This window comes from Halococcus qingdaonensis (assembly GCF_024508235.1).
Classification (GTDB): domain Archaea; phylum Halobacteriota; class Halobacteria; order Halobacteriales; family Halococcaceae; genus Halococcus; species Halococcus qingdaonensis.
Map to the genome: position 1 here is coordinate 325,064 of NZ_CP101943.1, position 17,371 is coordinate 342,434.

General features: G+C 65.5%; 17 protein-coding genes. 8 read left to right on the forward strand and 9 right to left on the reverse strand.

What is annotated here, in order from left to right; genetic code table 11:
• Positions 1 to 5: 5 nt before the first annotated feature.
• Together gatA and gatC are read right to left on the reverse strand one after the other, a co-directional pair.
• Positions 6 to 1,271 (reverse strand): Asp-tRNA(Asn)/Glu-tRNA(Gln) amidotransferase subunit GatA, encoded by a 1,266-nt coding sequence (gene gatA / locus NO363_RS01650; protein ID WP_256686383.1) that lies wholly within the window; start codon positions 1,269 to 1,271, stop codon positions 6 to 8.
• The gene (gene gatC / locus NO363_RS01655; RefSeq protein ID WP_256686384.1) at positions 1,268 to 1,546 is read right to left on the reverse strand and encodes an Asp-tRNA(Asn)/Glu-tRNA(Gln) amidotransferase subunit GatC; all 279 of its coding nucleotides are present in this window, start codon (positions 1,544 to 1,546) and stop codon (positions 1,268 to 1,270) included. The genes gatA and gatC overlap by 4 nt, the downstream gene beginning before the upstream one ends.
• A gap of 83 nt (positions 1,547 to 1,629) precedes the next feature.
• Between gatC and NO363_RS01660 the strand changes: the two genes are divergently transcribed.
• On the forward strand, positions 1,630 to 2,124 hold the full coding sequence (locus tag NO363_RS01660; protein ID WP_256686386.1) for an NUDIX hydrolase: 495 nt from the start codon (positions 1,630 to 1,632) through the stop codon (positions 2,122 to 2,124).
• Positions 2,125 to 2,938: 814 nt separating this feature from the next.
• On the opposite strand, the gene NO363_RS01665 is transcribed toward NO363_RS01660, so the two are convergent.
• Positions 2,939 to 3,628 carry a PHP domain-containing protein gene (locus NO363_RS01665; RefSeq protein WP_256687997.1) on the reverse strand — a complete coding sequence of 230 codons (690 nt, stop codon included), beginning with the start codon at positions 3,626 to 3,628 and terminating at the stop codon, positions 2,939 to 2,941.
• A gap of 142 nt (positions 3,629 to 3,770) precedes the next feature.
• Between NO363_RS01665 and purL the strand changes: the two genes are divergently transcribed.
• Entirely contained in the window at positions 3,771 to 5,909 is a 2,139-nt protein-coding gene (purL, locus tag NO363_RS01670) for a phosphoribosylformylglycinamidine synthase subunit PurL (protein WP_256686388.1), read from the forward strand.
• Here the strand turns inward: purL and NO363_RS01675 are convergent, their stop codons facing one another.
• Positions 5,910 to 6,797, reverse strand: a complete 888-nt coding sequence (locus NO363_RS01675; protein WP_256686389.1) for an NAD(P)H-binding protein — start codon at positions 6,795 to 6,797, stop codon at positions 5,910 to 5,912.
• 194 nt (positions 6,798 to 6,991) lie between these two features.
• Positions 6,992 to 7,723 carry an alanyl-tRNA editing protein gene (locus tag NO363_RS01680; protein WP_256686392.1) on the reverse strand — a complete coding sequence of 244 codons (732 nt, stop codon included), beginning with the start codon at positions 7,721 to 7,723 and terminating at the stop codon, positions 6,992 to 6,994.
• A gap of 105 nt (positions 7,724 to 7,828) precedes the next feature.
• Here NO363_RS01680 and NO363_RS01685 point away from each other — a divergent pair, with 105 nt between their 5' ends.
• The 3 genes from NO363_RS01685 to tbsP all read left to right on the forward strand — a co-directional run bounded on the left by NO363_RS01685 (position 7,829) and on the right by tbsP (position 11,638).
• Positions 7,829 to 8,194, forward strand: coding sequence for a hypothetical protein (locus tag NO363_RS01685; RefSeq protein ID WP_256686394.1), 366 nt, complete (start codon positions 7,829 to 7,831; stop codon positions 8,192 to 8,194).
• Between the two features lie 174 nt (positions 8,195 to 8,368).
• Positions 8,369 to 10,432: a hypothetical protein gene (locus tag NO363_RS01690; protein WP_256686396.1), complete on the forward strand. Its 2,064-nt coding sequence runs from the start codon at positions 8,369 to 8,371 to the stop codon at positions 10,430 to 10,432.
• A gap of 375 nt (positions 10,433 to 10,807) precedes the next feature.
• A complete protein-coding gene (gene tbsP / locus NO363_RS01695) occupies positions 10,808 to 11,638 on the forward strand; it encodes a transcriptional regulator TbsP (RefSeq protein WP_256686397.1) in 831 nt (276 codons plus the stop codon).
• Positions 11,639 to 11,711: 73 nt separating this feature from the next.
• Here tbsP and lipP1 read toward each other — a convergent pair whose 3' ends face one another.
• Positions 11,712 to 12,653 (reverse strand): LipP1 family hormone-sensitive lipase, encoded by a 942-nt coding sequence (gene lipP1 / locus NO363_RS01700; protein ID WP_256686398.1) that lies wholly within the window; start codon positions 12,651 to 12,653, stop codon positions 11,712 to 11,714.
• A gap of 96 nt (positions 12,654 to 12,749) precedes the next feature.
• Between lipP1 and NO363_RS01705 the strand changes: the two genes are divergently transcribed.
• Positions 12,750 to 13,373 carry an METTL5 family protein gene (locus NO363_RS01705; RefSeq protein ID WP_256686399.1) on the forward strand — a complete coding sequence of 208 codons (624 nt, stop codon included), beginning with the start codon at positions 12,750 to 12,752 and terminating at the stop codon, positions 13,371 to 13,373.
• Here NO363_RS01705 and NO363_RS01710 read toward each other — a convergent pair.
• Positions 13,370 to 14,614: a divalent metal cation transporter gene (locus tag NO363_RS01710; protein ID WP_256686400.1), complete on the reverse strand. Its 1,245-nt coding sequence runs from the start codon at positions 14,612 to 14,614 to the stop codon at positions 13,370 to 13,372. The two genes, NO363_RS01705 and NO363_RS01710, sit on opposite strands and share 4 nt — an antisense overlap.
• A 173-nt stretch (positions 14,615 to 14,787) precedes the next feature.
• Positions 14,788 to 16,452 carry a rhomboid family intramembrane serine protease gene (locus NO363_RS01715; RefSeq protein WP_256686402.1) on the reverse strand — a complete coding sequence of 555 codons (1,665 nt, stop codon included), beginning with the start codon at positions 16,450 to 16,452 and terminating at the stop codon, positions 14,788 to 14,790.
• Between the two features lie 80 nt (positions 16,453 to 16,532).
• On the opposite strand from NO363_RS01715, the gene NO363_RS01720 reads away from it, so the two are divergent.
• Positions 16,533 to 16,814, forward strand: coding sequence for a DNA-directed RNA polymerase subunit L (locus tag NO363_RS01720; protein WP_256686403.1), 282 nt, complete (start codon positions 16,533 to 16,535; stop codon positions 16,812 to 16,814).
• Between the two features lie 3 nt (positions 16,815 to 16,817).
• Here NO363_RS01720 and NO363_RS01725 read toward each other — a convergent pair whose 3' ends face one another.
• A complete protein-coding gene (locus NO363_RS01725; RefSeq protein ID WP_256686404.1) occupies positions 16,818 to 17,054 on the reverse strand; it encodes a DUF8151 family protein in 237 nt (78 codons plus the stop codon).
• 87 nt (positions 17,055 to 17,141) lie between these two features.
• On the opposite strand from NO363_RS01725, the gene NO363_RS01730 reads away from it, so the two are divergent.
• Complete coding sequence (locus NO363_RS01730) at positions 17,142 to 17,369, forward strand: DUF7860 family protein (RefSeq protein ID WP_256686405.1); 228 nt, start codon at positions 17,142 to 17,144, stop codon at positions 17,367 to 17,369.
• Positions 17,370 to 17,371 lie beyond the last annotated feature (2 nt).

Here is a 17,371-nt window from a genome sequence, read left to right on the forward strand (position 1 = left end):
GCGGGCTACTCGAGCGCGCTCGCGGCCCGGATCACGGCGCGCTCGCCGAAGGCCGGGCCGACGAACTGCGCGCCGACGGGCAGACCGTCAGCAGTGCCGGCCGGCACCGAGATCGCCGGCAGGTCGGCGAGGTTCACGGGGACGGTGTTGGCGTCCATGAGGTAGTGCTGGAGCGGGTCTTCCGGACTCTCGCCGAGTTTCGGCGGCAGAACGGGCATCGTCGGCGATGCGAGGACGTCCGCTTGCTCGAAGGCGGCATCGAACTCCTGCTTGATCCACGCGCGCGTGTCCTGAGCCTTCTCGTAGTATTTGTCGTGATAGCCAGCCGATAGCGCGTAGGTGCCGAGCAGGACCCGCCGTTTCACCTCGGAGCCGAACCCCGCTTCGCGCGCTCGGGCGAACGCGTCGTTCCAGTCGCCGTCGAACCCGCCCGAGATCCCGTAGCGGACGCCGTCGAAGCGCGCGAGGTTCGAGGAGGCCTCGGACATGGCGATGACGTAGTACGCCCGCACGGCGTGGGTGAGCGAGTCGAGTTCGATCTCTCGGATCTCCGCCCCTCTCTCTTCGAGCTCCGCGATGCGCTCCTCGAAGACCGCCGCGACGCGCTCGTCGGCCCCATCGACGAGATCGGTGAGAACGCCGATCGTCGTCCCGTCGATATCGCCGTCGGCGGCACTCGCGTAGTCCGTGTCCGCACCCTCTGAGCGCGTCGTCGCGTCGCGCTCGTCCGGGCCGGCGATGATGTCGAGCAGGGAAGCGGCCCCTTCAACCGTGGGTGCGAGCGGGCCGACCTGTTCGAGCGAGTTGGCGTAGGCGACGAGCCCGTACCGCGAGACCAGCCCGTAGGTCGGTTTGATGCCGACGACGCCGCAGAAGGCGGCCGGACAGCGCACCGAGCCACCCGTATCGGTGCCGAGCGCGAGATCGGCCTCTCCGGCGGCGACGGCGGCTGCACTGCCGCCCGAGGAGCCACCCGGCACGCGCTCCTCGTCGACGGGGTTCGTCGTCGGGCCGAAGTGTGAGCTCTCGGTCGTGGTTCCCATCCCGAACTCGTCCATGTTCGTCTTCCCGACGATCGTCGCTCCCGCTCGCTTGAGGCGCTCGATCACGGTCGCGTCGTAGGGCGGGACGTACTCGGCGAGCATCGCCGAGCCGCAGGTCGTTCGCGTTCCGTCCGTGCTGATGTTGTCCTTGACCGCGATCCGCTGGCCGTCGAGCGGACCGTCGGCGTCGCCGTCGATCTCCGTCCGGGTGATGAAGGCGTCGCTCATCCGACCGGCGGCCCCTCGAAGTAGCCGTCCTCGGTTTCGGGGGCGTTTCGAAGCGCCTCGTCCTGCGAGAGACTTTCGCGTGCCTCGTCGGTCCGCAGGACGTTGACGAGCTCCGGCTCGGACTCGATTTCCGGAACCTCGTCGAGCGTCTCGAAGTAGTCGAGCACGTCGGCGAACTGCGCGGCGAACGCCTCGGCTTCGTCCTCGTCGAGGTCGACCCGCGCGAGGTCGGCGACGTGGGCCACCGTCGCCGGGTCGACGCTCGCATCGCTCATACGGAGAGAGGGCGAGCGCCACCACTAAGCGTTTCGAAAGCGGACTCCGCAATACCGAAAGCCACCGGCCGTTTTCGTTTCGCATGGAGACGACCCGGCATTTCACTGCGACGGTCTATCTCGTCAACGACGGGGCGACGGCACTCCATCGCCATCCGAAACTGGGCATTCGCCTCCCGCCCGGCGGGCACGTCGACCGCGACGAACTGCCTCACGAGGCCGGTCTGCGTGAGGTGCGCGAGGAGACGGGGCTGGATGCCGACCCCCTCGGCAGTGCGCCGGCAATCGACGCGCCAGCCGGCCGTGCGCTCCCACAACCCCGCTATCAGATGCTCTACGACATCGACGTCCACCCGGATGGCCAGGTGAGCCACCAGCACATCGACTTCGTCTATTTCGCGCGCGTCGGATGTCGGGCCATCGCTCCCGACGGCGACGACGAGCCGGGATCCGAGGCATGGGAGTGGTATACGCCAGCGGAGCTCCGTGCGAGCGATATCGACGCCGACACGGTGGAAATCGGCTGTGAGGCGATCATAGAAAACAACAATTCTGAACGGAGTATAGATACAAGATAACAATCATTAGGTCCTAAGAGCTATGACCCCACGAGAATGGGAGCTGGAAAAAAAATATACTTTACCTTGGCGCATTGTCAATGCTTTTCATTTCATCAATGGCAGCTGTTTTTATTTTCACCTCAATAGTAGAGTATACTTCGCCGATCATTGTCTATTTCATCTCAAAGTATGGAGTCTTGTCTGTACTATTTTTTCTTTCTATACCATCACTCCTCGCTATAGCAGTTGGGTTGTATGTGGAGCCTACAGCTATTGACCAACCGTCTCAGAGAATACAAACTACTCACCCAAATAAAGAATTTAGAGCAATCCGTAAAGAAGCGCGAAGCACTCTTGATAATCAAATTGACGCTATTAGAGATGTAAAAAATGATTGTGTCAAGATAATTCGGCTAAATCTAATTATAGCAAGCGTAGTATCTGCTGGATTTTCAGTACTCGCACGTTCTAGGTCTGATACAGTCGTAAATTTAGCTACGAGTATATATTCGAAAGCAGGTGTTGTCGCATGGGGATTGTCAATAGTTGTAGCTTTAGTTGGGTATACTATCGTAACGTATTCTGGCGGAATTAATACGAATACAATTGACAATCTCCATGATAGAAGGCATACATATACTATGTTTCAGATTTTAGTAGTCGATGAGTATTATCGGTCTCTGTCACAGAATGACAAAAACATTCAAACAGGGATAGCAACTGTAGCAATGTCGATGTATTTTTCGATAATTTCGATATTATTATTCATCGTGGGAATAATGAACTCCTCATTTGTATAGTGAGAAAACGATTGTGCGAAGCTGAATCTGTATCACATCTGCATTATGTTGTGTGTCATATTTTTGATTCGGCGTTTGACGCCGCCGGCGGCCTGCCGGAAGCTGATATACCACGGTGTGCGTTTGCCGGTGATCTCGGTGTGCCCGTTCCGTATCCCGTCGAGAACGCCGGCGGCCGTGTGGTCGGTCGCGTCGACGTGCGTCACGGCCTGGCCGACCATCTCGGCGATGTGGGCGTCGCTGCCGGCGGTCATCGGGAGGTCGTGCGAGCGGGCGAATCGGCCGGCGCGGCGGTTCGAGCGGCCGGTCAGCAGCCGGGAGTTGTAGATCTCGATGGCGTCGGCGCTGGCGAGTTCCTCGCTCGTGATATGCGGGGCGACACCGCTGCGCGAGCGCTGGAAGGGATGGGGGACGACCGCGATGCCGCCCTGATCGTGGATCCGTTCGATCGTCTCGGTGAAGGGGAGGCCGGCCGACACGCGTTCATGGATGCCGAGCGCGAGAACGTGGCCGGCGGCGCTCGTCACTTCGGAGCCGGGGATGCCGATCAGTCCGTAGTCGGCGGCGCGGTCGGCGGCCGCGAGGCTCGCGTCGATCTCGTCGTGGTCGGTCACCGCGAGCGCGTCGAGCCCGACGGCGTCGGCCTGCGAGAGCAGCAGTTCGATGGGATCACGGCCGTCGAAGGACAGTTCGGAGTGGCAGTGAAGCTCGGCCGACAGCACGGCACGGGCTTCGGGCGCTGGCACGAAAAGCCCCCGGTATTGCCGTCGCGGACGAGTCGATCGCACAGTCCGTGTCGCCGACGCCCCACGGAGCCGCCCGACTCATCGCAAGCGACTTTGCCGGTGTCCCGAACGGGGAGACATGTCCCTCTCCGCGCCCGATCGCGAACGCGTCGTCGAGGAGCTCGGCCGTGAACCGACACGCGCCGAGGCCGCGCTGTTCGAAAACCTCTGGAGCGAACACTGTGCCTATCGCTCCTCGCGACCGCTACTGTCGGCGTTCGAGAGCGAGGGCGAGCAGGTCGTGATCGGCCCTGGCGACGACGCCGCCGTGGTCGCGCTGCCGGACGACGAACTGTACGTCACGTTCGGCATCGAGAGCCACAACCACCCCTCCTACGTCGATCCCTACGACGGCGCGGCCACGGGCGTGGGCGGCATCGTCCGCGACACGCTCTCGATGGGCGCGTACCCGATCGCGCTGCTCGATTCGCTGTATTTCGGCGCATTCGACCGCGAACACTCGCAGTACCTCTTCGACGGCGTCGTCGAGGGGATCGCCGACTACGGCAACGCGATCGGCGTGCCGACGGTCGGCGGTAGCCTCGCCTTCCACGAAGGCTACGAGGGCAACCCGCTCGTCAACGTCGCCTGCGTCGGCCTCCTCTCGCCTGATCGACTGCTCACCGCCGAGGCCCAGCGCACGGGCAACGAGCTCGTCCTCGTCGGCAACGCGACGGGACGCGATGGGTTGGGCGGGGCGAGCTTCGCGAGCGAGGATCTCGGCGAGGACGCCGCGACTGAGGATCGCCCGGCGGTCCAGGTCGGCGATCCCTACGCCGAAAAACGACTGATCGAGGCGAACGAGGCCCTCGTCGACGAATCGCTCGTCGAGTCGGCCCGCGATCTCGGCGCGGCGGGACTCGGCGGAGCCTCTTCGGAGCTCGTCGCCAAGGGCGAGTGCGGCGCGCGCATCGACCTCGAAGCCGTCCATCAGCGCGAGCCCGGGATGAACGCGCTCGAAATCTTGCTCGCCGAATCACAGGAGCGGATGTGTTACGAAGTCGCTCCCGAGAACACCGAGCGGGTCGCCGCGATCGCCGACCGTTTCGATCTCGGCTGTTCGGTCATCGGCGAAGTGACCGACGGCAACTACACCTGCACCTTCGACGGAGAGACCGTCGTCGACGTTCCCGCCGAATTCCTCGCCGACGGCGCGCCGGCAAACGATCTCCCCGCCGAGCAGCCACCGGAGCCGACCCGTGACCTCCCCGAGACGGCACTCGACACGGCGTTCGAGCGCGTCATCGGCGATCCGAACACCGCCAGCCGCGAGTGGATCTATCGCCAGTACGATCACGAGGTCGGGCTCCGGACCGCCCGTGGTCCCGGCGACGACAGCGCCGTCTTGGCGATCCAGGAGACGGGGACCGGGCTCGCGCTGTCGGCGGGCGCGGAGCCGAACTGGACGGCGGCCGATCCCCACGCTGGTGCGCGCGCGATCGCGCTCGAAAACGCCACCAACCTCGCCGCGAAGGGCGCGATGCCGCTCGCCGCGGTCGACTGTCTCAACGGCGGCAATCCCGAAAAACCGGAGGTCTACGGCGGCTTTTCGGCCATCGTCGACGGGCTCGCGTGGATGTGCGACGCGCTCTCAGTACCGGTCGTCGGCGGCAACGTCTCGCTCTACAACGACTCGGCGGCGGGCGCGATCCCGCCGACGCCGACGATCGCGATGCTCGGCGCGCGCGACGGCTACGATGCGCCACCGACCGAACTCTCGGGTGACGGAACGCTGCTGGTGATCGGCGATCGTGCGCTCGCTGGCCACGAGGGGGGACTCGGCGGCTCGGCGTATCTCGACACCACTGGTGGCACGGATCGTTTCCCGACGCTACCCGAAGAGCCACACGCGCTGATCGAGACGCTCGCCGACGTGGCGAACCACGACGGAACACTCGCGGTCCACGACGCGAGCCACGGTGGTCTCGCGGTGACGCTCGCCGAGATGGTCTCGCCGGCTGCGGGCGCGGACGTGGCACTCGATGGCCCGGCGAGCGCCGCCGAACAGCTCTTTCACGAACAGCCGGGGCGGGCGATCGTCGAGACGACGACTCCCGATGCGGTTCGGGAGGCGTTCGTGGATATCGCTCCGGTTCACGAGATCGGCACGGCGACCGATACGGGCCGGCTCGATCTCGCAACCGACGACGGCGACCTGTCGTTCGCGGCCGGAACGATCGCCGAGCGACGGGCGGTGCTCGATCGCGCGATGAACTGATCACTCGCCGGCGATCGCCCGTTCGATGGCCGCATCGAGCGGTGTGTGCGCGACCGAGACGAGATCGTCGAGCCCGCCGTTTCTGACGACGACCGTGTTGTCGAGGCCGGCCATCAGCGGTGCGACGACGGTCTCGGGTACGTTGGTGAGTAGAGCGAGCCAGCGTGCCGCGAGGCGCTCGCTCAACCACGGGACGGCGGCGACGAATAGCCAGTGGCCGTCCGCGCGTGCCGTGCGCCGCAGCAGGTCCGCATAGGTGAGCACCGCCGGCCCGCCGATGTCGAACGATCGCCCGCGGGTTTCCGGTACGTCGAGCACCGCAGCGAGATAGTCGACGACGTCGTCGATCGCGATCGGCTGGCAGTTCGTTCGCGCCGCCGTCGGGAGCGGGAGGACGAACACGCGCGGGAGATGGGCGACGAACTGGCGCACCATCTCGAAGCTCGCCCCGCCAGCGCCGACGATGACCGCCGCCCGGAGTACGGTGAGATCGTAGTCGCCCGCGGCGAGCAGTCGCTCGACCTCGTGGCGCGAGCGGAGATGTGGCGAGAGCGCGTCGGACTCCCGGCCGAGCCCGCCGAGATATATCACCCGCGAACAGTCGGCGGCACCCGCCGCGCGGGCGAAGTTGTGTGCCGCTCGTCGATCGCGCGCGACGAAATCGGCCGCATTCATCGAGTGGACGAGGTAGTACGCCGCTTCGCAGCCCTCGAACGCCGCCTCGAAACTGCCGGTGTCGAGCAGGTCGCCCTCGACGACGCGCGCCGGCGGGCCGTCGTAGCGCTCGGCGTCGCGAGTGAGCACGGTGAGGTCGTGACCGGCCGCGGCGAGAGCGGGGAGCAGCCGTCCGCCGACGAACCCCGTCGCACCGGTCACTAGAACGCGCATGTCTCACCGAGAACGTCCGTCCGCATAGCTCCTCTCACTCACGGTGCTAGCGGCAACGGAAAGCGGGGACGAAGGTGGAGAGGGGTGTGATGATGCCAGGCAACGGAGTCGCCCCCGCTGGCGCGGAGCCGTGTTGGCTCCGTTCCGAACTGATTCGGGTGTTGTAATAAGTTTTGTGTGCACACGAACCCCGCTCACGCTCGCTCCGGCCCGTCGAGCACGAACTCGATGCGCTCGGTGTCGGCACCTTTCGAGCTCCGGTCGACGATCGTCAGCTCGCCCAGCTCGCCGAGCCGATCGACGTGCGTGCCGCCGCAGGGACAGACGTCGACGTCGCCGATCGTGACCGCTCGCAGCGGATCGACGTCGTCGGGGATCAAATCGAGGTTCGACCGGCCGTCGGGCGTTTCGGCTTCGAGGGTTGCCCGCGGGCGGTTCTCCTTTTCGACCGGGAGGTCCCGTTCGATCAGGGCGTTCGAGCGCTCCTCGATGGCGCGGAGATCGTCCTCGTCGAACGCCGCCGGTGCGAAGTCGATGCGTGCATGATCGTCGTGGATCCGATTGCCGGCGGTGCTCGCGCCGTACTCGTCGAGGACGACCTTCGAGACGACGTGCTGGGCAGTGTGATAGCGCATGTGCGCGAAACGACGCTCCCAGTCGAGTTCGCCGTGGACGGTCGCGCCCTTTTTCGGGAGATCGCCCTCGATCGTGTGCCGGATCTCGCCGTGATCCTTCCTGACGTCGACGACGCGGCACTCACCGCTCTCGAACGAGAGGCGGCCGTGGTCGGGTGGCTGTCCGCCACCCTCCTTGTAGAACAGCGTTCGGTCGAGCACTATCGTTCGATCCGATTCGTCGATGTCCTCGACGCGCGCGTCGAACTCACGGCGATAGTCGTCGTCCGGCAGATAGAGCTGCTCGGTCACAGAGGTGTCAACGGCACGCACGACTATGGATCTGTTTGCCGGCCAACGCCGGTAGCTGACGAGCGTCTGACGGGGTATTATATAGCTGGATTCATATCCGGAACTATGTCGCGTCGCCACCGCCTCGACTCCTCGGGGACACTCGCCGGTGTGAATCGTCTCCGCGAGCGCATGGACGCGGTCGATCGCGCCAGCGTCGTCGGCAGCGCGCCGATCATCGCCGGCACGGGGTTCGTGTTGAGCCGCGCGATCGCCATCGTTCTCGCCGGTGCGTCCGGAATCACCTTCCTCTGGGGACTGGTGATCGGTCTCGCCTTCGCCACCGCCGGCATCGTCGTGCTCGCCTCAACAGAAACCGACTCCGGACTGGGCCGTTCCACCCAGCACGTCGAACGGATCCCGTTCGAGACGGCCGGCGGCGTCATGTTGCTCTCGCTGCTCACCGGCATCGTTCTCGGCGCGGTTCTGTAGCTCCGCGCAATCGGCCATCCATCGGCCTCGATCGGTGTTCGATAGTTCGTTTTCGCTTCGCTCACGGCCGCGGCAAGCCGAACGGATAGACTTTTGTGGCTTGCCGTGACGTCACATACAGGACGAACCTGATCGACGATAACGAATGAATGCGACGAGACAGGTCGGCGAGTAATGGCTGCGGTGTTCTTCAAACGGTCGACGGACGGGCTGGCGATCGTGGACCCGATCGAGCGCCGCCAGTACGAGCTGGCCACGAGCGCGGTACGACCGACGTCGGTCGAGCGGTCGAACTTTCTATTTCCGATCGAGAGCGCGGTGTCGGTCCGGACCGACGGGATCACGCTGCCGAGCGTCGTCTCGGTCCACGTCCGTGACGGGTCGGGCGTGGTGATCGACCGCGCCGAGCATCACGCTGACGAACGGTTCCCGGCCGGCGAATACATCCTGGAGGTGAGCGCGCCGATCAAACTTTACCTGCGAGTCGAAAGTCCGCTTCGGATCAGCGCCGACGCCGAGGGAATGGCGATCGAATTCGGTGGCGAACACGAGGTGCTGGTCGGCGCGCGCTCGCATCACGAGCGACCGGCGGCGACGGTACAAACGCCGGCCGATCCCGAAGCGATGATGAAGACGATCTCGACGTTCGGATCGGCGCTGAAGACGACCAGTCCGGAACGGTCGTATCCGACACTCCGGGGCCATCCGCCGACGGTGAAGCTGGGCGACTCCGTGGATCTGGCGGGACTCGAACCACCCGAAACGGGTGTGACGATCGAGATTCCTCCTGAATACGACTCGATCTACGCGGTTGCGCCGCTTGCGTACTATTTGGGTGCGACGATCGAACCGGGCTCCGAACCGCTGTTGCGGACCGATCGCGGGTTCGAACAGTCGCTCGCCGGTCCGCAGGGGTTCGAGCAAACGGTTGCACGGACGCTCAAGCAAGCGTTCTTCATGGACTGTCTCACCCGAACCGAGGGCTGGACGCCGATGGACCTCCACGAGCGACGGCTGTTAGAGGACGAGCTGGAGTTCGATTTCCCGGCGCTCTACGAGCAACCGCTGGCCGCGCAGCTCGAAACGTATCTCTCGATTCCCTACCGGACGATCGCCGAGCACGTGCCGGCGTGGAAGCTCACGGCCACCGTCACGGCGACGGCCGACAGCATCGAACATCTACCCTTCGTCGTGTCCGATCTCGCCGTCGTTCGGTCCGCACGGACGCGCGAGGTCTCGGTGCCGAACGTTCGATCGGCCGCGCTCGACACGTTCCTGCGCGACGACACGCGGAGTACGGGCACCCAGCCGGGCGGCGAGAACACGTACGTCAAACCGCTCCGGTCGGATTCGCTGGAGCAGACGTGGATCGGAGAGGGGACGCCGCTGGGGGCGAGCAAGGCGTCGCTGGCGGCCTATCGCAACCGATTGGAGCGCACACCCGCCGAGGGTGACATCGAGATCACGGTCGTTTGTAACGACGCGGCGATGGACGACGAGCGCGTCGTCGAGGCGAGCTATGGCGAGCGGGCCGATCTTCCCTTCGACGTGACCGTCGCCCACGACCTGACGACCGACGAGTTGGCGGACGTGCTCGCCGCCCGGACGGATTTCCTCCACTACATCGGCCACGTCGACGACGAGGGGTTCGCGTGTGCGGACGGCCGTCTCGACGCCCGGCAGCTCGATTCGGTCGGTGTCGATGCGTTTCTCCTGAATGCCTGTCAGTCCTACCGTCAGGGAATGGCGTTGATCGAGGCCGGTGCCATCGGTGGGATCGTCACAATTTCAGATATTTTGAACAGCGAGGGCGTCAAGATGGGCCGCGCGCTCGCCTGCCTGCTCGATGCCGGTTTTCCGCTCGGGCCTGCCCTCGAAATCGCCCGTGGCGAGAGTATCGTCGGCGGGCAGTATCTCGTCGTCGGTGACGGCGGCTTCGCCATCGCCGATGCCGCGGGCGGCACGCCGACGCTCTGTGAGATCGAGCGCACCGGGGACGGGTTCCGGATCGATCAGATCACGTATCCGACGCGCGAGCGCGGTCTCGGCAGCCTGTTCATTCCTGCTACCTCGGGCGACCGTGACTGCTATCTCTCCTCGGGTCGCGTCCGTCGGCTCAATCTCTCGGCACACGAACTCTGGGCGTTTCTCACGCTCGAAGCGATGCCGGTGAAGATCGACGGCCAGCTCCACTGGAGCGACCGGCTGGATTTCGGCGTGCTTCAGGGACCGGAGTAAGTGCAGGCGCTGGCACCGCTCACGTCGGTGACGCCACAACACGCCACCGTGAACTGAATGCTCTCGCTCGGCGACTCCGCTTCCGATGGTTGTTGACTATCACTCACAACTGGTCGATATTCATCCGTGTCCGGGATGAAACTATCGTATGGTTTCCAACAGCAACGTATACGGTCAAAACCGTGTCGCGCGACGGCCGTCGATCAGCCGAACGATCAACGGCTGATCGAGGGTGCAGACGTCATCTTCTGTCTGCATGACATGCATATCGTTGCGGATATCGTGCCCGGAAGTTACAATATGCATTTACTTTGTGCGTTTCAGGTTCGGTTGGCCAATAAAATTAAATAGATGGAAAACCTCCGTTTAGTTGCTATGAGTTTCACGAACCGAATCGAAACGGACGTTGCCGACGTATATCGCGCCGTGTTTTCGGAAACGACCGACGACGCGTTCGTCGTCGCGCCCGCGGCGGCATCGGTTGAACGGCTCGTGACGGTGCTCGACGGTCTCGACAGCCCGCCGACAGTGCGCCTACTCGCGTTCGACAGCACGCTCAAGGACGTTCTCGACGACTTCCTGGTTGCCAGCACCGCCGCCGATCTCATCGACGAGGGCACGCTCTCGTTGGGGACGATCGAGGAAGCCGGCACCGGCCAACTGATCGTCACCGACGAAACGGTCGTCTCGCTCGTCACGGCGGGCCAGCGGGTGGCCGCCCTCGGCACCGACGACGGGGAGTTCGTCGCGAACGCCAACGAGCGCTCCGAGGAGCGCTGGGAAGCGAGCTCGTCGTACAGCCTCAGAACCCCGCCGCTCTCGCGGATCCGCGAGACGATGGCCGAGGCGTTCGATCCCGGCGTCCGCGACGACTTCGACGCCGTGCTCGCCTCGCTCGACACCGCCCGCGGCGACGGCGACGGTCTCGACGAGGTGACGATCAGCCTGCTCGTCGCGGCGAAAAACGAGGAGCTGCTCTACGACATCTCGAAGTGGGGTGAGGACACCGGCGTCGCGAGCAAGGCCACCTTCTCGCGGACGAAAACCCGCCTCGAAGAGATGGGGCTGCTCGACACGACGAAGGTGCCCATCGACGTCGGCCGCCCGCGACTGCGGCTGCTGCTCGGCGACGAGCGCCTCAGCGAGGCCGACGCCGACGAACTGGCGGCCGTCGCCACCGGCATCCTCTCGACCGACGCGTCCTGACTCCGTCGGATCGTCGCCGATCGCACCGGAAACGACGCTCTCACTGCCGATCGATTGCTTCGTCCTCTCCGGCCTAGTCAGCAAACGCTTCGTCGAGATCGTCCGCGAGCACCGCGATCGCGTCGCGGCTGCGGTCGATGGTATCGACCAGATTGAGGAAACCGTGGATCATCCCCTCGAAACACTCGTGAGTGACCGGCACGCCCGCCGCGTCGAGGCGATCGGCGTAGGCGATCCCTTCGTCGCGCAGCGGATCGAACCCCGCGGTGATGACGGTCGCTGGTGGGAGGCCGGAGAGATCGCGTGCCATGAGCGGTGCGGCGTACGCGTTGCGCGCGTCGGTCGGCTGGTCGAGATAGCGCTCGTAGTACCACTCGGCGCTGGCCCGTTCAAGGAGATAGCCCTCGGCGTTCTCCTCGTAGGAGTCGAACTCCTGGAGCGACGGCGAGTTGACCGACGGGTAGACGAGCGACTGGTGGCAGAGCTCCGGCCCGTCGCGGTCGCAGGCGACGAGCGTGACGGCGGCGGCCAGATTGCCGCCCGCGCTGTCGCCGCCGACCGCGACTCGCTCCCCGTCGCCGCCGAGCTCGTCGGCGTAATCGACTGCCCACTCGGTGGCCGCGTAGCAGTCCTCGACGGCCGCCGGGAAGGGATGCTCTGGCGCGAGGCGATAGTCGACCGAGACGACGAGACACTCGACCGCATTGGCGAGCGCGCGACAGACCGGGTCGTGAGTGTCGAGCCCGCCGACGACCCATCCGCCCCCGTGAAAGGTGACGAACACGCCGTAGGGCTCCGTCCCCGTCTCGGGTGCGTAGACGCGCACCGGCAGCGGTCCGCCCGGCCCCTCGATCGAGAACTCCTTGATCTCGCCGACGGGTTCCGGATCGGGCGTCGTGAACAGTTCGTCGAGGCGGTCGCGGGCGGTCGGGACCGACATGCCGTGGGTCGGCGGCGTGCGCTGTTGGTCGATCCGTTCGAGCAGCCGTTCGACCTGTGGATCGGGGTCGTCCATCCGCCGGACCGACGGCGACGATCGACGTAGTTCTGTCCCTGAATAACTCCGAGGTATGTGGAAAGGTTTTCGTATGCCCGATGGATATGACTGGCGATGAGTTCCGTGAGCGCGCTGGCCCAGCGACTCGCTGTGGTCGCCGGCTTCGAGAACCCACGGACGAGCCTGGAGCAGTACCGGACGCCGCCGGGGCTGGCGGCCAGGCTGGTCCACGACGCCGATCTGCAGGGCGACATCGAGGGACGGTTCGTCGTCGATCTCGGAACGGGGACGGGGATGCTCGCGCTTGCGGCCGCGCTCCGTGGGCCGCGCGGCGTGGTGGGTGTCGATATCGACCCCGATCCGCTCTCGACGGCGCGCGACAACGAGGGGCGGGTCGGCACGGCCGCCGACATCTCGTGGCTGCGCGCCGACGCGACCGACGCGCCGCTCGACACGGATGGCGAAACGACCGTCGTGATGAACCCGCCGTTCGGCGCGCAAGCGGGCAACGAACACGCCGATCGCGCGTTCCTCGCGACGGCCGCCCGCCTGGGCGACGTCTCCTACTCGGTCCACAACGCTGGCAGCCAGGAGTTCGTCGCATCGTTCGCCGCCGACAACGGCGGGACGGTCATGCGCTCGTTTCGCGCCGAACTCGATCTCCCCCGACAGTTCGACTTCCACGACGAGGACTCCCACACCGTCGAGACCGAGATTTTTCGCATCGAGTGGGCCTAGAGCCACGTCACGATCTGGCTGTAGAGGCTGCGCGCCGTCAGCAACGTGAAGACGAACATCAGCACGGTGACGACGGCGAAGACGGCGTTCAGCCAGCGCGGGTGATCGAAGAACTTCCGATTGGCGAAGAAGAGCGCGAGCGCGAAGATCGGCAGTCCGATGAGGCCGTTGACGGCGGGCATCACGATGCCGAGTCGCACCGGCGTGATATCGGTGAACTCCAGCAGGAGGACGGCGAAACCCACCGCCATCACGATGAGTATCTCGACGGTGCGCCGGAAGCCCCGATCGCCGAAGACGGTCGTCCGATCCCAGGCCTGCGGGATGAGGAAGCCGGCCCCGAACAGCGTGCCGGTCGCCGAGGAAAACGTCGCCAGCAACACCGCCAGCACGAACACCGGCAGCGCCCAGCCGCCGAAGATGGCCTGTAACGGCACGCCGGGGCTGGTGAGCGTCGGGGTTCCCGGCTCCATCGTCAGCGCCGAGACGATGATCACGGCCGCGCTGAGGAGCACGATGAAGGCGATGCCGACGAAGTTGTCCCGGCGGTACGGCCCCATCTCGGTCCAGTTCTTCGAGGGCTGGATGCTCGATTGAATGATGAAGTTCGGGTAGTAGACCGTAGTGCCGAACAGCGCGATGAGGCTGGTCAGGAAGCCGATGTCGCTCTGCAGGTATGGCACAAACCCTGACATGACCCGCCCGATCGGGAGATCGAGTCCGAGCGTGAGAACGATGTAGATGGCGAACACGGTCAGGATGATCGCCGCGATGGCGGCCTCGATGCGGTCGTAGACGCGGAGTTCGACCAGCGCGATGCCGATGCCGCCAGCGAGGATCGCACCGAGGTAGACGTTGTCGAGCGGCGTCAGATAGGCCAGCGCAGCGCCGGCGACCGCGTAGTTCGAGATCGCCCAGAACTGCATGATGAAGGCGATGAACAGCGCCATCGCCTTCGTCGGCCCCGCGCCGATCGCCCCACGGATGTAGCTCACGACGGGTTCGTCGATGGTCGCGAGCCGGCCGGACATCTCGTGCATCGCCAGATCGACGACGAGCGCGACCGGGAGCGCCCACAGCAGGAGGAACCCCCAGTTCGCTCCCGTGTTTGCGAGGATGTACACCGAGCCGGCCCCGAACACGTTCGCCGAGAACAGCAGCCCGAGACCGTACGCCTCGACGAACCGTTTCGGCCCTTCCACCGGGAGCCAGGAGGGGACGTAACTGTCCGCCGAACTCATCGTCGACTCACCCACGATCGTGTCATCTATATTCGTCCTCCATGACTATAGATGGCACATGATGCCTAGCTGGTTGGATCGGTCGCCTGCAGAGGACGGCTCCTTTAACCGCGATGATCCGATTCAGGGCTGTTCGCCGGCGGGGATCGGATCGAATGGCTCCGCGACACCGCTCATCGATAGCGCTCGCGTTCGGCGATCGGGACGCGCGTCTCGCCGGTCGCGGCGAACAGCGTCCGTCCCTCGCGGCTGAAGGTGATGTTCGCGGCGCGCGTCGTGCCGTTGCTCGGGAGCGGCGCACGTCCGAGCGTCCCGTTGGCTCGCGAGACGACGAGTCCGAACCCCTTCCGTCGGGGGACGATCGAGACGTTCTTTCCTCGGATCGTCGCGTCGGCGGTCGCCGGCGCGGAGCGGTAGCCGACGTGACTTTCGGTGCTCCGATTGAGCCAGACCTTGTAAGCGCGGTCGTCGCCCGCCCGCCAGCCGCTGCGCGAGACCCGTATCCGTTCGTCCCAGCCCAGGCCGCCGAGGCGGACGGCCGCCCGGCCGGTGAACGCGAGCCGCGATGCCTGGACGGCGGTCGTCCAGAGGTGGCGGCGCTCGCTCGTCACGATGACGCCGCTGGCGTTCACCGTGGTGCTCTCGCCGAACGCCGCGACGTCGACGACCGACACCTGTCGGTTGGTGACGTTCTCGGCGTATCGCACGGTGTAGTCCCTGACGGCGATCGCCTCCGACTGCTCGCTCGTCGCGTTGGTGGGTGTCGCGTTGGGTGTAGCGGCCGCCCGCGCCGTCGACGACTCGACGGTCGTGAGATTTACCGGAATCGCGGGTGCCGACAGCGCCGCGAGCGCGAGCAGTACGACCACGGCCGTGCCGGCCCATCGCTCGGTGCCGCCGACAAGCGGGACCGTCGATGGGATGCGTCCGGTGGCGACGACGCTCGCGACGACCAGAAGGGCGAGCCCGAAGACGAGCACCACGCCGAGCGCGCGGTAGAGCACGAACCCGCCGTTGCCGCGAAACCAGTAGACCGCCCACAGCGACTGCGAGATGGCGAACAGAACTGTACCGAGCCAGAGCCGGCCCGCGGTGGGCCCGGTTCCACGCCGCCGGACGAGCGCGATCCCGGCGAGCACGCCGACGAGCAGGCCAATCGCGTGGGCCTGGATAGCGATGCCGGCCCACCACGGCGCGCCGAACGACGGGTCGGCGCTGGCCTCGACGACCGGGTTCTGGATGGTGGTGTACACTCGCCGGATCGCGTCGCTGGCCGCGAGCGCGATCACCGTCGCCAGCGGGTAGTGGACGAGCGCGACCCCGGCGATAGCGAACAGCACGCCCGAGAAGCCGATGACCGGGCCGACCGCGAACAGCGCGACGAACAGCCCGACGAGCAGCGCCGCGGCCGGGATCACGAGTACGCGGGCGATCGGACTCTCCACGAGTGGCGATTTCGGACCCCGTTCGTCCGGATAGTGACCCCAGGCGTATTCGGCCAGCGGGGCGAGCGCGAGCGTTCCGACCAGGTTCCCAACCAGATGATTCGGGCTGACGTGGGCGAACGAGGAGAGGGCGATGCCGAGCGGGGAGCCGTACGACCACGCGCGGAAGGGAAGCGCGAGCGGGCCGTACCAATGCTGGAACCCACCTTGTACGAACAGATAGACGGCGAGCACACCGAGTACCGTGAGCAGCGTTCCCCAGGGGATGCCGGCGAGAAAGCGCGCCCGCAGCGCCGCCGTCCGGTCACGGGCGTCGAGTCGCCACGCCACGAGCGCCGAGAGGACGACCGCGAGGACGACGGCGATGCGGGTGAGCGCCAGCCACGGCGACATGGCCAATCCTGAGCGTGCGTGGGTTTCACTCTGTCGCGGCCAGTCGTCAGGTTCAAGCGCGCGAGAACGAACAGTAGTGTATGGAACTGCGGGTCATCGAAAGCGACGAGAACGAGCTCTCGATCGAGGTCGCCGACGAGGGGCACACGTTCATGAACGTACTCAAAGGTGCATTGCTCGAAACCGAGGGTGTCACGACGGCCACCTACGACGTCAATCCCGAGCAGTCCGGCGGCCAGACCGAGCCGGTGCTCACGATCCGTACCGAGGGGACGGACCCGCTCGACGCGCTCGAAGACGGCGCGGGACGGGTGAACGACATGACGGCGGCGTTCCGGACGGCTTTCGAGAGCGCTGCCTGAGGATCAGTTCGCGGGCTGTCTGTACAGACCGACGGCCTCGCGGGCGAGTACGAAGCCCGCGATGAGCAACACGCCGCCGAACACCGCCATCCAGAGCCCGATGGTTTGTTCGCCCGCACCGAGCGTCTCGATACCGTTGAGTTCGAGAAACACACCGGCAACGGCCGCAAGCGTCGCCCCGACGGCGCGCATGGCGGCCGAGCCGAACTCCGCCACCAACTCTAGAACTGGTTCGATCATTGAGGTCGCTCATTCGTGGATTGTCAAAGTGCTTTTGCTTCGGCGGCGAAACGTAATCCTTGAGGGAATTCGGCGAGAATCGGCGGTATGGCCCGCTACGGCGATCTCAACTACGGTTGGCTCACGAAACACGGCTTCGGGCTCGGCGTCGCCCTGTTCGTTCTCGGCGCGCTGGGTTCGATCGCCGGTCCGGCGCTGTTCGGCTCGCTCCCCGGCTGGGAGGCGACCCTGTTCACCGACAGCGAAGTCGCCGGCATCGTCATCGCCTTCCTCTCGGTGATGGTCTTCGGGATCGTCCTGCCGCTCACCGAGTGAGC